This is a genomic window from Allobranchiibius sp. GilTou38, assembly GCF_017565325.1.
GTDB classification, from domain to species: domain Bacteria; phylum Actinomycetota; class Actinomycetes; order Actinomycetales; family Dermatophilaceae; genus Allobranchiibius; species Allobranchiibius huperziae.
In genome coordinates this window covers 429,048-443,663 of sequence record NZ_JAGEKN010000006.1, presented here as the reverse complement: position 1 = coordinate 443,663, position 14,616 = coordinate 429,048, and the positions used below count along the sequence as shown (strand labels likewise).

The 14,616-nt window shown below is 70.7% G+C and carries 8 protein-coding genes; 7 read left to right on the top strand and 1 reads right to left on the bottom strand.

Annotation, left to right across the window (positions count from 1 at the left end):
* Positions 1-2: 2 nt before the first annotated feature.
* From JOB34_RS07170 to JOB34_RS07160, 3 genes are all read left to right on the top strand, one after another.
* Entirely contained in the window at positions 3-1,985 is a 1,983-nt protein-coding gene (locus tag JOB34_RS07170; protein ID WP_208052035.1) for an acyltransferase family protein, read from the top strand.
* A gap of 176 nt (positions 1,986-2,161) precedes the next feature.
* Positions 2,162-2,998, top strand: coding sequence for a class I SAM-dependent methyltransferase (locus JOB34_RS07165; protein ID WP_208052034.1), 837 nt, complete (start codon positions 2,162-2,164; stop codon positions 2,996-2,998).
* Positions 2,999-3,217: 219 nt separating this feature from the next.
* A complete protein-coding gene (locus JOB34_RS07160; RefSeq protein ID WP_208052033.1) occupies positions 3,218-4,945 on the top strand; it encodes a hypothetical protein in 1,728 nt (575 codons plus the stop codon).
* A gap of 62 nt (positions 4,946-5,007) precedes the next feature.
* On the opposite strand, the gene JOB34_RS07155 is transcribed toward JOB34_RS07160, so the two are convergent.
* Positions 5,008-6,306 carry an oligosaccharide flippase family protein gene (locus JOB34_RS07155; RefSeq protein WP_208052032.1) on the bottom strand — a complete coding sequence of 433 codons (1,299 nt, stop codon included), beginning with the start codon at positions 6,304-6,306 and terminating at the stop codon, positions 5,008-5,010.
* Between the two features lie 204 nt (positions 6,307-6,510).
* On the opposite strand from JOB34_RS07155, the gene JOB34_RS07150 reads away from it, so the two are divergent.
* The 4 genes from JOB34_RS07150 to JOB34_RS07135 are packed head-to-tail and all read left to right on the top strand — an operon-like array spanning position 6,511 to position 14,600.
* Positions 6,511-10,890: an alpha-(1->3)-arabinofuranosyltransferase family protein gene (locus JOB34_RS07150; RefSeq protein WP_208052031.1), complete on the top strand. Its 4,380-nt coding sequence runs from the start codon at positions 6,511-6,513 to the stop codon at positions 10,888-10,890.
* On the top strand, positions 10,874-11,734 hold the full coding sequence (locus JOB34_RS07145) for a glycosyltransferase (RefSeq protein ID WP_208052030.1): 861 nt from the start codon (positions 10,874-10,876) through the stop codon (positions 11,732-11,734). The genes JOB34_RS07150 and JOB34_RS07145 overlap by 17 nt, the downstream gene beginning before the upstream one ends.
* Entirely contained in the window at positions 11,731-12,816 is a 1,086-nt protein-coding gene (locus JOB34_RS07140; RefSeq protein ID WP_347813764.1) for a glycosyltransferase family 4 protein, read from the top strand. Before JOB34_RS07145 ends, JOB34_RS07140 begins: the two co-directional genes overlap by 4 nt.
* The gene (locus JOB34_RS07135) at positions 12,813-14,600 is read left to right on the top strand and encodes a hypothetical protein (protein WP_208052029.1); all 1,788 of its coding nucleotides are present in this window, start codon (positions 12,813-12,815) and stop codon (positions 14,598-14,600) included. The genes JOB34_RS07140 and JOB34_RS07135 overlap by 4 nt, the downstream gene beginning before the upstream one ends.
* Positions 14,601-14,616 lie beyond the last annotated feature (16 nt).

The following is a 14,616-nucleotide window of genomic DNA, read 5'->3' as shown; positions in this document are numbered from 1 at the left end:
GGATGGCTGCCCTGGCCGACTCCCACGTGGTGCGCACCGTCCGCGCTGCCCTGAGCACAGACCTGGATCGGCGCGGCCGTGGCTACCGGCGGGCGATCGACGGATACCGCGGCCTGTTCATCCTGCTCGTCGTCGCCTACCACTTCGGCGTCACCCAGCTGGTCGGCGGCTGGATCGGCATCAACCACTTCTTCGTCTTCTCCGGCTTCCTGATCGCCACGATGCTGATCAAGGAGCGGGAGCGCACGGGCTCTCTCGACGCGTGGGCGTTCTATGTCCGCCGCGCGCGGCGCATCGTGCCGGCCATGACCGTCCTGGTCCTGGCCGTGCTGGCGCACACCGCACTCGACGGGAACGAATCCCACCGGGCGCGGACGGCCGGAGACGCGTTCGCCACGGCCACCTTCTGGCTGAACTGGCGTCTGATCGCCCGCAACGACCAGTACTTCGACCTCTTCGACGCGCCCTCGCCGCTGCGGCACGTCTGGACGCTCGCCGTGGAGGAGCAGTTCTATCTCTTCGTCCCGGCCCTGATCGGGCTCCTCTATCTGGTCTCGCGCCGCAAGATGGTGCGGGCCGGCGCCGTCGCCGCCCTCGCCGTCCTCGGCGCCGTATGGACGGCGTATCTGGTCGGCACGTCGACGGCGACCTTCAGCCGGCTCTACTACGGCACGGACGTGCGATCGCAGGCGCTGTTGGTCGGCGTCGCCGTCGCGTTCCTGCACACCAAGGTGCGCGGCGTACGCCGTCGCGAGATCCCGCGCGGCATCGCCAACACCTTCGGCATCATCGGGACGATCGCCTCGGTGTCGGCCTTCTTCGTGCTCGGCGACGCCAGCGTCTGGGTGTTCCGCGATGGCGGCCTCCTCGTCTTCGCGATCCTCGCGGCACTCATGGGCGTGAGCGCACTGGACACCAGGGACCTGCTGATCAACCGCATCGTGGGCAACCGGGTGCTCGTGCACTTCGGGCAGATCTCCTACGGCATGTACCTCTACCACTGGCCGATCAGCCTGTGGCTGCACGTCCCGCACGCCCCCGTCGCCGTGCAGGGCGCCGTGCAGTTCCTGGTCACCTGGTGCGTCTCGGTCGCCTCCTACCGGCTGCTGGAGATCCCGGAGATGCAGTACGGATTCGGCGCATTGATCCGCCGCGGCCGTACCTGGGCGGGTCCTGCAGTCGCCGCCTCCGTCGCGGTCGTGGCCCTGGTCGCCCAGTTCGTCCTGCCACCCGCCGACGCCTCGACCTGGGACGGCACCCCGCTGGACCCGGGGGTGACCTATGCCGCCCCCGCCCAGCCGGTCAAGGTGGCCATCGTCGGCGACTCCATCCCCGCCTCCATCGCCGACGGTTTCGTCGGTGCGCGATATCCACGCTTCGACCTGCTGCGCTACGCCGCGTACGGCGGGTGTGATTTCACCGCGATGACCGTGGTGCTCGGCAGCAAGGTCATCGCCGAGGATCCGCACTGCCCGTCGTGGCGTCAACAGTGGCCCGGCCAGGTTCGGTCCGCGGGAGCCGATGTCGTGCTGGCACCGGCAGGACTCGCCTTCACGCTGCCGCTGCAGATCGACGGCCGGAAGGCGCCGCCCCGATCGCCTCAGGTACGCAGCGCCGTGCTGGGCAGTCTCGACGCGCTGCTCGCGTCCTACGAGCGGACGGGCGCACGGGAGTTGGACGTGATGAACGTGCCGTGCCGCGTGCTGCACCCGGAGACACTGCCGGTGTCGGCGCAACAGAATCTCGGCAGCGCGCCGATCGTGCTGGATACGACGTGGATCAACGGAGTGATCTCCGGATGGGTCGCCCAGCACCAGGCCCGGGGCGTGCACCTGTTGGACCTCAGCTCCCGGCTGTGCGCCACCGGCTACCACCCCGTGATGAACGGGACCACGCTCTACCAGGACGGTGTCCACTTCACCCAGGGTGGAGCGCAACTGATCTGGAGCTGGCTGGCTCCGGCGATCGTGAACGACCTGCGCTGAGGAGGGCCATTGGTCCCGGCGTACTCACCCGCCGCCCGCTTCCCGGTGGCGGACACACGGCGTCGGGGTGAACAAGCGCGAAATTCCGCTGCTCCGGGTTATCTTCCTACCCACTAGTAAACCGAGCTGGCCCAGTTGCATCCGGCGGCGTACGTCGCTCCAGCCGAAAGCAGTCGATGGACACCACCGCATTCTTCACGCAACTTCAGCACGCCTTTCCGGGCGAACCCCAGGACACCGATCCAGTGGACCCCCGGTGGGCTCAGATCGCCCAGGACGTGACCGGGTTCACCGGGCCCAACGAGCTCGCGGTCCTCAACGTCGCGGCATCCGTCCTCCCTGACGACGAGTCCTACTTGGAGGTCGGCACCTTCAAAGGTCGCTCGCTGTGTGCGGCGGTGCAGGGCAACGCCTCCAAGGACTTCTTCGTGATGGAGAACTTCCTGGAGTTCGGGATGGCCGGCCAGGAGGCTCGCGCCGAGCTGGAGGACAACCTCGAGCGTTACGCCGGGGACGCGGCGGTGCACCTGTTGGAGGGCGACTGCTTCCGACTGATGGCGCAGCTCGGCACGGTCACCAAGCCGGTCGGGGTCTACTTCTACGACGGTGAGCACACGCTCCTGGCGCACTATCTCGCCCTCGCGGTGGCCGAGCCGCTGCTGGCAGATGAGGCCCTCGTGCTGGTCGACGACGCGAGTTGGCCGGTGGTCCAGCGGGCGCACCGTCTGTTCCTGCGCCGTCACCCGGGCTGGACGATCGCTGCTACCTGGGATGCCGCGCACGCCGACGATCCGCGCTGGTCCAACGGGCTCCATGCCCTGGTCTTTAAGCGCACGGCCAACGCAGCGCACGGCCTGTCCCGGTCCGACGAGGCCCTGCGGGTCTATCAGACGCAGGTGCAGGACAAGCTCAACACCGGGCTGTGGAAGGCGGCCGGCGTCTTCCCCGGACCGTTGAAGGCAGTTGCGAAGGTCGTGCTCGGACGATCCCGCGCCATCGCCGGCAAGGAGTGACCCCTCGTCCCGGATCGGAGCGTCCTGCCGGTCGTCGGTGTGCGGCTGACGCTGCGGTGCCTGGTCGCCGCACGCTCGACGGGCGGTAGTGCGGTTAGGCTCACACAACGCCTGGACACGCATCGGACGTTCGTGGCGCCTGGAGCCGGGGAGGCTCCAGGACCGATTCGGCTGGGGGAGTGGGCTGTGCACCGGGGTGGGCGAAGCCGCGTACGCGCGGTGAGGGTGGAACCGCTCTTCAGCCGTCGCGCTCTGCGCTTCTGGTATCGCGCGCTGCACCTCCTGGTGTTGCTGCCGGTGCTCGTGGCTGCGGGCAACTTCGTGCTGCACGGTTTCTACCCTGTCAACGACGATGCGTACACCGCCATGAGTTCCTGGGATCTTTACACCGGCCACTGGCCCGTCCAGGGGGCGCACTCCACCTCGGTCAGCATCGTCGGCGTCGAGGTCCATCACCCTGGTCCGCTGTTCTACTACGTGATGGCACCGTTCCTGCTCCTCGGGAAGGGTGGAATCCCACTCGTGGTTGGAGAAGCGGCGATCAGTGCGGGGTGCGCCCTCGCCGCGTTGGGGGTCGCACGGCGACTCGGTGGCGTAGCGATGTCCTCCGCGGTCGCCGTCGCCTGGCTCCTGACCGCGCTACAGGTCGGTGACGGCTTGTTCGCGCGACCGTTCAACCCATACCCGCCCGTCCTCGTCCTGCCCCTGCTCCTGTTGTCGACCTGGGGTGTCCTGCTCGAGCGCTACACGATGGTGGTGCCGTGGGTGCTCGCATTGTCGTTATCGACGCAGCCGCACCTGGGGAACGTCCCGATGGCCGTGGTCCTGATCGTTCTGGTGCTGGGGACCGGTTTCGTTCGCTGGTGGCGTCGGCGCGAAGCTCCGTGGCCTCTGCGGGGCTGGCGACGGGAGAATGCTGTGCACCACTACCGGGAGTTCGCGGCGGCTGCCGGTCTCGCGCTACTGCTGTGGCTCCCATCGCTGATCGAGCTGTTCATCGACCGGCCGAACAACCTGCAGCAGTTCGTGCGGTATCTCGGAGCCGACAGCACGTCGCCCCCGATCGGTCTGCAGTCGTCGGGTCCGTTCGTCCTGGACCTCGCGGGCGGCATGCAGCACGCCCATCAGCGGGCCCTCCATATCGCCTTCGGCGACCCGCAGTCCTTCTCCGCTGGTCTCCTGCTCGGCGTGTTGATCGCGGTCGGAGTACTCGTGGTGCCATGGCTGGGCAGAGAGCTCGACGCTCGCCGCGCCCGGGCATTGGCCTGGTGGGCGCTTCTGCTGGACCTCAGCCTGTGTGTCTTCGCCGTGGGGCTGAGCCGACTGGTCCCGTTGAGCCTGGTCAGCTACGAATACGTTCAAGTGCCGGTGGTCTGGTCCCTTGCCTCGGCCACCCTGGTCCTGGAGGTCTGGTGGTATCTGCGGTTGCTCCACGCATCGGGTCCAGCCCGTTCTCGCGCCCCGTCGTGGTCGGCCTGGCCGAGAGGTGCCGTACTGCCGGTCCTTGCCGTTCTGCTGGCCGCCTCGGTGGTGGTGGTCCCACATGGCGACGACGCGGGCACCCTTGAGATCGGTCGGCGCGCGCATCAGGCCCTCCCCGTCGTCCAGCGCAAGGTGCAGGCTCTCGGGGGTACCCACGCCAGCGTCGTGCTCCAGGGCGACTCCATCGGGGCCTCGTACGACCTGGGGTGGGCGTTCGGATACGGATTCCTTCGCAAGGGCATGCACCCCCACATCGCCTCGTTCGGGAATCAGCGTGAGTACTGGGACTTTCGGAAGTACACGACCGCACCCGCCGACGCCGTGCGGGTCTACATCGCCAGCTCTGCGAAGTTCCCGGCCGCCGATGTGCCGGCGAGGACCCCGACGGCTTTGCGCATCGCGGGCACCGGCGAACACCGCTACTGGGTATACATCTTTCGCCCGACGACGCGCGTGCGCACCTGACCACGTCTCAGGGCCCCCGGCGTGACCGCGACCTGTCGCGGGTGTCGGTGACACCTGGGCCGTCAGGCTCCCGCGCGATCGGCGGTCAGGACCACGGACTCCTCGTCCAGAGGGGGCAGTCGCCTCTGATGGCGCAGCAGCACCCGCACCAGTCCCGCGACGGCGATCGCCATGGCGCACACCGTGCACACCGTGACGATCTGCACGGCGCTGTCGTGCCAGCGCAGGGTGACAGCCAGCGCCTCGACTACCACGGCGCCCCAGGTGAGCGCGCCGAGCAGGTGCTCCCCGGCGCCCATCTCGGAGAAGAGCCAGATCTGCGCCAGCGCCCAGGCGATCCCGAGCACGACGCAGGCCTGCGCGACGTGCCCGTAATCGGCGTACTGGCCGCCGCCTGCGACGCGCACCCAGAACGACGGGCTGATGCTGACGACCGCGAGGCCCACCAGGCCGATCCCGAGCACGAGCCCACTGGCCTTGAGCAGGGTGCGGGTGGCGCCGGCGCCCCGCATCCGGGGCACCACGATGAGCGCGATGAACTGCGTGCCCCAGCAGATCGCCCGACCGAAAGTCGAGGCCAGCGCGTACCCGCCGGAGTTGTGCTGCGACAGGAAGTGCCGGGCCAGGAGCACGTCGATGCTGGTGAGGGCCGTGAGTGCCGCCAGGGTCGAGTTGGAGCGCAGCATCTCCGCGGCCAGGCCGTGCCCGCCGCCGGCGATGCCGCGCAGCTCGGCGCGACAGAGCGCTGCGCCGACGAGGGCGGTGGCGACCGCGGCCAGCAACATGGCGGCGAAGACCTCCACGACCGAGAAGCCCTCGATCGTCGCGACCAGGGCGGCGATCAGCCGCGTCACGGCGGTCACGACGTAGAGCGCAGACAGTGCGCGCAGCCGATGGCTGCCGAGCAGGACGCCCTGGAAGCACCCCGTCAGCGTCATCGGCACGAGCATCAGTCCCATCAGCACCGCGGACCACGCCGAGCTGAGGTGGAAGACATCGCGCAGCGCGGGGGAGAGCAGCGATGTCGCGGCGAACAGCGCGACCGACACGCCGGACGCGAGACGCAGTCCCGTCGTGACCTCGTGCCGCGCGCTACCGGCGATCCGGCGGGCGATGACGACCTGGAACGCGCCGGCCGGGATCGCCAGCAATACGCCGAAGGTGCTGAGCGCCGAGTATCCGCCGAAATCCTCCGGACCCAGGGTGCGCGAGAGCATCAGGACCAGCAGATAGCCGAGAGCGTTCGAGACGCCCATCGCGATGCCGAGCAGAGCGCCCAGCACGGCGCTCGCCCCGGTGGCCGGCCGCACCGACCGCTGCGCATCCCGCCCGTCGTCGGGCGTGCTGGCATCGATCGTCACAAGTGGGGCCTTCGTGCTGGGAGTTGAGTACGGTGCGCCGCAGCGAACGTGACCCAGGTTACCCACGGGTTATATTTGCTCGCAGTCCGAACAGCTCCCGGCCGCCGCACCTCCCCCTTGAGGTCCGCTGCGCCCGGCCAGACCCGAAGCACCTCCCTCGTCCGCGAAAGTTCTCACCCCGTGCGCCGACCCGCAGTGCCTGTCATGTTGCGCACCGTCAAACGGTCGGACCTGAGGTACGCCGTTTCCGTCGCGGCGCTGCTGCTGGTGCTGGCGCTCGTGGTCTTCCTCAACGGATACGGCCACTTCTACACCGACATCAAACCCGAGGTGTACCTCGCGCCGTGGTCGATGGTGCGGCAGTACCTCTCCTCCTGGACCGGCACGCCGTACCTGGGGGCACCCAACTTCAACGTCGGCCTCGTCCCGGTGCTCGGGGTGCTGGCGCCGTTGCGGGCGATCGGTCTGAGCGCGGGCACGACCTACCGGATCTTCCACTTCGCGTTGTGGGCGCTCACGGCGTGGGGCGCCAGCCGGCTGCTGCGGTCGATCTCACCGCGCGCGGACCGGTGGGCGGGGCTCGCCGCGGGTGTCCTCTACGTCGCGAACCCGTACACGATCCAGGCCGGTTCGACGCTGGCGATCGCGCTGCCGATGGCCCTGCTGCCCTGGATGATGATGGTCTTCGTCCGCGCGCTGCGCGAACCGCGGGCATGGCGCTGGCCGGCCGTCTTCGGGCTGGTCTTCTTCGCAATGAGCGGGATGAACGTCGCCGTCGTGCCGATCCTGCAGTTGTTCTCGCTGCTCCCGCTGATGGTGTTCGCCCGTCGCAGCTGGCAGATCGGCTGGGGCGACATCCTGCGGGTGCTGCTCAAGTGCGCGCTCTTCGTCATCGGGGTGTCGATCTACTGGCTGGTGCCTGCCGCCGCCGCCCTGTCCACCGGGTCCCAGATCGTCGACAGCTCCGAGACCATCACCGGCATCGCCAAGGTCGGGTCGTTCCCGGAGGTGCTGCGCGGCCTCGGGCTGTGGCCGCTCTACGGGCACGACGCCAACGGACCGTGGGAGGGCCAGTACGCGTCGTACCTGACCAGCCCGTACATCATCGTGTTGACCGCACTGTGGCCCGTGCTCGGCCTGTTGGCGCTGCGCTGGTGCCGCGGTCTGCTGCGCGGGCTGGTGATCGGGCTCGCGGCCGTCGCAGCGATCATCGAGGTCGGGGCGTTCCCCGCGCAGGCTGCTCCCGCCTCGCCGTTCGGGCATGTCGTCGTGGGCTTCCTGCAACTGCCCGGCATGGCGGCGTTCCGCACGACCAACAAGATCGGCGCCCTGCTCGCGCTGGGATTCGCGCTGGCGCTCGGCTTCGCGGCGCGGACGGTCTGGCGCAAGATCGCGCACCTGGACTTCTGGGCGCCGCTGGCCGCGGTGCTCGCCGTCATCCTGGTCACCGGCTGGGTCTCACCGGCGCTCACCAACAGGCTCTACCTGTCTCCGATAGACATCCCGGACTACTGGCACCAGGCCGCGTCCGCCATCGACAAGGGCGACCCGAACGCCTCGGTGCTGTTCCTGCCTGGACAGACCCGGCCGTCGTACCGATGGACCGTGCAACGTCCCGACGATGTGGCCAACTCCCTCTTCCGCCGTGACGTGATCATCCCGGAGACCACACCCAACGCGTCCGCGCCCGGCGCCAACTACCTCACCGCGCTCAACGACACCCTGCAGAACGGCGTGGTGCCTCCCGCAGCCATGTCCGCGTACGCGCGCTACCTCGGCGCGGACACGATCTTGCTGCGCCACGACATCGACTGGGAGGACGCCGGCGGTGCCCGCCCCTCGACGACGGCCAAGGTGCTGGCGTCCGACCCCGGGCTCTTCGGCGTGCACAACTACGGCTTCGACGGCGAATACACCGAAGGCCCCGGCACCAACCCCGAGGCGTACGGCGAGGACCAGCTGCCGCCGCTGCAGCGGTACGCCGTCGTCGATCCGCTGGACTCGGTGCGGGCCGAACGCACCGACAACTCGCTGGTCGTCGCCGGCGACGGATCCGGAATCGCGCAGCTGTCCGCGGCCGGGCTGCTCAGCGCCGCACCGTCGTTCCAGTACGCCCAGGACATCTCTGCGCGCAACATGACCTCCGTGCTCGGCGGTGAGCACCGGCTGATCATCACCGACACCAACGCGCGACGCGCCGCCATCACCAACCGCCTGAGCAACGGGGAGGGTCCGCTCCTCACGGCCGCGCAGACGCCGGCGAGCACCCGTGCCCTGGGCACGGACACCGACGACCAGACCGTGATGGTGCCCTCGGGCGCGCAGGTCAGCGCGACGTCCGAGGGTGGGACGTTCTTCGACCTGCCGTACGCCGCCCCACAGAACGCACTCGACGGCGACCCGTCCACCGCGTGGCTGTTCGGCGACTTCGGACGCGCGAAGGGCCAGAGCCTCACCGTCACCGAACCCACCCCGATCCCGCTCGGCACCATCCGCATCGAGCAGGCCGATGTGGGCCGCTCGAAGATCGACCGACTCACGGTGACCGCGGGCGGTCGCTCGGTGACCCAGCGGATGCCGGACACCGGCTACGCGTCGTTCGCCATGGGCAACACGCCGGTCGGCAGCGTCAAGGTCACGGTCGACTCCGAGCGCGGCGGAGGCTACAACCTCGTCGGTATATCCGACATCAAGATGCCCGGGCCGCTCGCCGTCCGCACCGCGCGCACCCCGACGACCTTCACCAACCAGTACGCGCAGCTCGACGCGGCCGGGCGGGCAGAGTTCGACCGGACGCCCCTCTCGGTGCTGCTGACCCGCCTGCAGGGCACCGCGTCGACGGCCGACGACGAGGAGACCGGGCTGCGCCGGATCGTCGCCCTCCCGGACGCGCGCACCTTCACCACCGCGGCCGACGTACGGGTCGACGGGCCGCTGGAGCCGGTGTACGACCGGGTCGCCGGCTACTCCACCGACGTGCAGGCGACCTCCTCCCGGTTCTACTTCGACAATCCTGCCCAGCGGGCATCTCAAGCCGCCGACACCGGCACGAACGCGGCGAGTACGGCGTGGGTCCCGGGCAACGGCGTGCGGGGCTCGTGGTGGCAGATCGCCGGACCCACCCGCTCGGTGGACTCCGTCTCGATCCGGCAGAGCCCGGCGACCGGCGACCGCACCACGGGTGCGACACGCACCCAGTGGGCCACCTCCGCGGTCGTCACCGTGGACGGCAAGCGTGTCGCCACCACCGCGCTCACCGAGGACGGCACCACGAACGTCACCTTCCCGCGGGTGACCGGCCGGACGGTCCGCATCACCTTCACCGGCGCGACGTCCCCGCCGCAGGGCCTGCCGGCACGCTTCCCCAGCATCGACACGGGCATCTCGATGCGCATGAGCAGCGCCGGCCCTCTCGACCAGGTCGACGGCAGTGGGGCGCGCTGCCTCACGGTGGCCACCATCGACGGCCAGCCGATCCGGATGCGGCCCACGACGTCCGTCCTCGCCGGTCCCTCCGACGAGGGGACCCGGTGGACCGGCTGCGCGCGGACCTCGCTGCAGGCCGGCTCCCGGCGGATCGAGCAGGCGCCCGGATTCACGCTCGACTCGGTCGCCCTGACCGACACCCGCACGCCCCGCGCGGCGGTCCCCGCAGCGCCCACGGTCACCGACGTGCACAACTCCGCCTCCGCCAAGTCACTGAGGGTGCGCTCCAGCGGGGCGTTCGCGGTGGTCATCAGCCAGAGCTACGACCCGCGGTGGCACGCCACGGCCAACGGCCGCGACCTCGGGAAGCCCGTGGTCCTGGACGGGTACTCGGTCGGCTGGAAGCTGCCGTCCGGCGGCACCTACGACATCCGGATCCGCTACGGCCCGCAGCGCGCCTCAGACGTGGCCCTCGCGGTGTCGGGGCTGGTGCTGTTGGCAGCGATCGTGCTCGCGACGGGCCTCTGGCGCCCCGTACGGCGCCGCCTCCAGGCGGCGCGCGCGGGCGAGTCGGACGACGACGAGCCCGCCACCGACACCGCAGGCACCCTCGTTGCGGCAGACCGGGATCCCACGCTGGTACTCCGGTGGCATGCGCCCTGGGGGCGAGGTCGGGAACCCGTCCAGGCAGCGCACGACGATGTCCGCTCGAGAGCTCCCGCGAGCGCGGACGGCGTGCCGCACGGCGATGCCGGGCCGTGGCCCGGCCCGATGAGCCGGGTGGGTGTCGAGATCGCGCTGGTGCTTGCGGCCACCTTCTTCCTGGGGTACGCCGGCCTGGTCACCGCCCTGGTGCTGGTCGCGGTGCTGCGCTGGGCCCCGTTGCCCTCCGAGTGGCTCATCACCGCCGGAGTGGCGCTGGTCGGAGCGTCCGTGGTGCTGTATCTGATCGTGCTGTGGGCCAAGGGGCTCATCGGTCAGGTGAGCGCCGACGCCGTCGCGGTCAGTCTCTGGCCGCACTATCTCGGCGCGGCCGGGCTGCTCGTCGCGCTCACCGGTGCGTTGCGGGACTACCTGCCGCCGCCGACACCCACCCGCACGCCCCACGACCCAGCCCAGGACAAGGAACCGGAGTTCACCGGTGGACACCAGCACTGAGCACGTCGACGGACTCGTCTCCGTCGTCGTCCCCACCCGCGACAACGAGCGCACCATCGACGCCTGCCTGGCGTCGGTGCGGGCGCAGACCCATGTCGATGTCGAGCTGATCGTCGTCGACAACCACAGCACGGATGCGACCCCCCGGATCGCCGAGCGGTACGCCGACCGCGTCATCACCGCCGGCCCCGAGCGGTCCGCGCAGCGCAACACCGGCATCGCCGCGGCGCGAGGGGAGTGGGTGCTGTGGCTCGACAGCGACATGATCCTGCCCCCGGACAGCATCACGGCGGCGGTGCGGACCGCGCGTGACACAGATGCGGTCGGTGTCGCTCTGCCCGAACGCACCATCGGCGACGGCTTCTGGACCGCGTGTCGGGCACTGGAACGCGAGTGCTACCTGACCCAGCCGTGGCTGCACAACCCGCGGCTGGTGCGGCGCGACTTCCTGATCGACGACGGCGGATTCCGGCTCGACATGTCCGGGCCGGAGGACGCCGATCTGCGGTTGCGGATGCACGCCGCCGGTGCCCGCATCGAGCTGGCGGACGTCCTCGTCGACCACGACGAGGGCCACCTCACCGTGCCCGACGTGCTGCGCAAGCGCTACTACTACGGTCGCAGCATCCCCGCGCTCCAGGGTCAGCACGGGGGAGCCGTCGGCGCGCAGGGACGTGCGCTGGTCAAGTCGTACGTCGACGCGCGCGGCCTGCTGGTCCGCGATCCGGCGCACGCCGCCGGGATGGTGCTGCTGCGGGGGCTGGAGGTCGTCGGCTACACCCTCGGTGCGCGCCGCGGACGTCGCGACCGTCGTACGGCAGGCCGCGCCGGGGCGACGGTGTGAGCCGTCGCCTGCTCTGGGTGTCGCTGCCCGACCAGCGGGCGAGGCGCGAGCTCTACTGGATGTCCCGCATGCCCCGGACGCAGGTCACGGCTCTGGCTGCCCAGCGGCCGGTCGGCGACATGGAGTGGGTGCCGAGCACCTACCGGCGCCCGGTGAAGCGCTTCGTCGAGGCCGGCGCGTTGGCGTGGGTGCGCGGGCTGGGGGATCAGGACCCGGCGGCGTACGACTGGGTCACCAGTCTCGAGTTGTGCTCGCTGGTCACCGGTCAGGCGGCTCGCTGGCGCTCGCGCGGCACGCGTCGCCCGTTGCAGGCCGTCATCACCTGGGAGAACCTGCCGGATCAGCCGCTCTACAAGATCCCGCCCTACCGGCAGGCCGTGCACGCCAGCCGCGGCGCCGACCTGCTGCTGTGCATGGTGGACGCCGCTCGGGATCACCTGCTGGAGAACGGTTTCCACGAAGACCGGATCCAGGTCGTCAAGCCCGGCGTCGACACCACGCTCTTCGCACCCGCGCCGCAGCCGGCCGTCGAACCGGTCGTGGTGTTCACCTCCCCGCTCGCGGAGAACAAGGGCATCGACCGGGTCCTCGACGCGATGGCGCTCGTACGCCGCACCGTCCCCGAGGCGCGTCTGGTCGTCGCCGGCAACGGTCCGCTGCGCGAACGTGTCGAACAGGAGGCACGCGATCACCCCGGGCAGGTGGAGTTGCGCGGCAGCCTGGACGCCGCCGGTGTCGCGGAGCTGTTGCGCTCGGCCGCGGTGTTCTGCACCGCGCCCCGGGCGACCTGGAAATGGACCGAGCAGCTGGGCCTGGCCTACCTCGAGGCGCAGTCGTGCGGTCTGCCCGTGGTGACCACCCGGTGCGGCACCAACGACGAGGCCGTGCAGCCGCTGAACCTGCTGGTCGACGACGACGTGGACGAGCTGGCGCAGGGGCTGCTGCACTTCCTCACCGACCTGCCGCGCGCCCGGGAGGTCGGGGCCGCGAACCGGGCCCGGATGCTGGCCGAGCACGACCTGCCGACGCAGTGTGCCCGGATGGGGGAGGCGTTCGCCTCGGTCGAGGCGCAGCACCGGTGACCCCTCCCGCGGCGGCGCGTCCCCGCTTCGGCGTCCGCAGCGTCGGCGCGCTCGTCGGCCTGCTGAGCGGGCTGCTCGCCCTCGGCCCCGCGCTGCGACCGGGCTACCTGCTCTTCTACGACATGGTCTTCGTGCCGCGGCTGGATCTGTCCGACCGCACCCTGGGCGTCGACGGCAGCGTCCCGCGCGCCGTGCCCAACGACCTGGTCGTCGCACTCGCCTCCCACGTGGTGCCCGGCTGGGTCGTCCAGAAGGCGTTGCTGCTACTGGTCTTCGTCGGGGTGGGTGCCGGCGTCGGCGGGCTGATGTCCTCGCGGCTCGGTGCGGGCGCCGCGGCGCTGTTCGCGAGCTGGAACGCCTACCTGGCGGAGCGGCTCGCCATCGGCCACTGGGGGTTCCTGCTCGGGTACGCCGCGCTCCCGTTCCTGCTGTCGGCGGCCTCCGACGTGCGCCTCGGCCGCCGTCGCGGTCGGCTGCGGCTCGGGGTCTGGACCGTGGTCACCGCCCTCACCGGGTCGACCGGCGCGATCCTCGGGTTGCTCGTGACGCTGGCCGTGCTGCTGGTGCCTGGCCGGCCGGGAACGCCCGACGTACGCCGTGTTCGTCGCGGCCGCGAGACCGCCTGGGCGGTCGGCGTGTTCGTGCTGGCCAACGCGCCGTGGTGGTTCCCCTTCCTCTTCCTCGCCCCGTCGGCCTCCACGGGCGCCGCGGACTCGGCGGGGGTGACGGCGTTCATGGCGCGGTCGGACACCTCGTGGGGCGTGTTCGGCTCCCTGCTGACCGGCGGAGGGATCTGGAACGCCGGCACCTGGACGTCCGGGCGCTCGTCGGCGCTGGTCAGCGGGTTCGCACTGCTGATGGTGCTGGTCTGCGTGGGGTACGCCGCGTGGTCCCGCGCCTGGCGGGCTTCCCCGGCGTACGCCGGGCTCGCCGTCGCCGGGGTGATCTGTCTTCTCGTCGCCGGCGCCGGCTCGCTGCCAGGCGGTCGGGACCTGGTGACCGCCGCGGTCACCGATCTTCCCGGCGGCGGCCTGCTGCGCGACTCGCAGAAGTTCGTGGCGGTGTGGGTGCTGCTCGTCGCGGTGTGCGCGGGCCTGCTGGCCGAGAAGGTGCGCGACCTCGGGCGGGGGGTCGGCGCAGACCGCGGCGCGGCCGTCGGTGTCGCGACGCTGCTCGCGTTGTGGCCCCTGGTGGTGCTCACCGGATTGGCCTGGGGCCAGGGTGATTCGTGGTCGGCGGTGCGCTACCCCGCGTCGTACGCCGTCGTGCAGGACCGGTTGGCCGCGCTGCCGCCCGGTGCCGTCGCGGTCTTCCCCTGGACCCTGTACCGGCGGTACGCGTTCGACCACGACCAGGTCGTGCTCGACCCGTGGCAGCGGCTGCTGGACCGGCAGGTGGTGGTCAACGACGACCTGCCGCTGTCCTCGCGGATCGTGCGCGGCGAGAGTGCGGACGCCGCCCTGATCACCCGGGCCCTCGAGCGGCGGGCTGACGTACACGCCGCCCTGCAGGCCGCGGGGGTGCGGTACGTGCTGCTCGAGACCGACCAGCCGACCAGCGCGGACACCGCGCTGCCCACCGAGATGCGCGGCGCCGTGGTCGTCCGTACGTCCGGGCTGACCCTCTACGATCTCGGAGCCGACCCTGACCATCAGGGCGGGTCGGCTCGGCACGGTGCGTGGCGATACCTCGGTCTCGCGGGCCTGGCGGTCACGCCGTTGCTCCTGGCGGGTGAGGCGGTCGCGACGCGCCGAAGCATGGTTACCGAAGAGTTACCTGACTGAGCCCTCTGTGGTTATG

What these genes read in the sequence shown, in the direction of transcription:
- JOB34_RS07170 (WP_208052035.1), top strand. Translation starts at nt 3, where the DNA reads ATGGCTGCCCTGGCCGACTCCCACGTGGTGCGCACCGTCCGCGCTGCC.
- JOB34_RS07165 (WP_208052034.1), top strand. Translation starts at nt 2,162, where the DNA reads ATGGACACCACCGCATTCTTCACGCAACTTCAGCACGCCTTTCCGGGC.
- JOB34_RS07150 (WP_208052031.1), top strand. Translation starts at nt 6,511, where the DNA reads ATGTTGCGCACCGTCAAACGGTCGGACCTGAGGTACGCCGTTTCCGTC.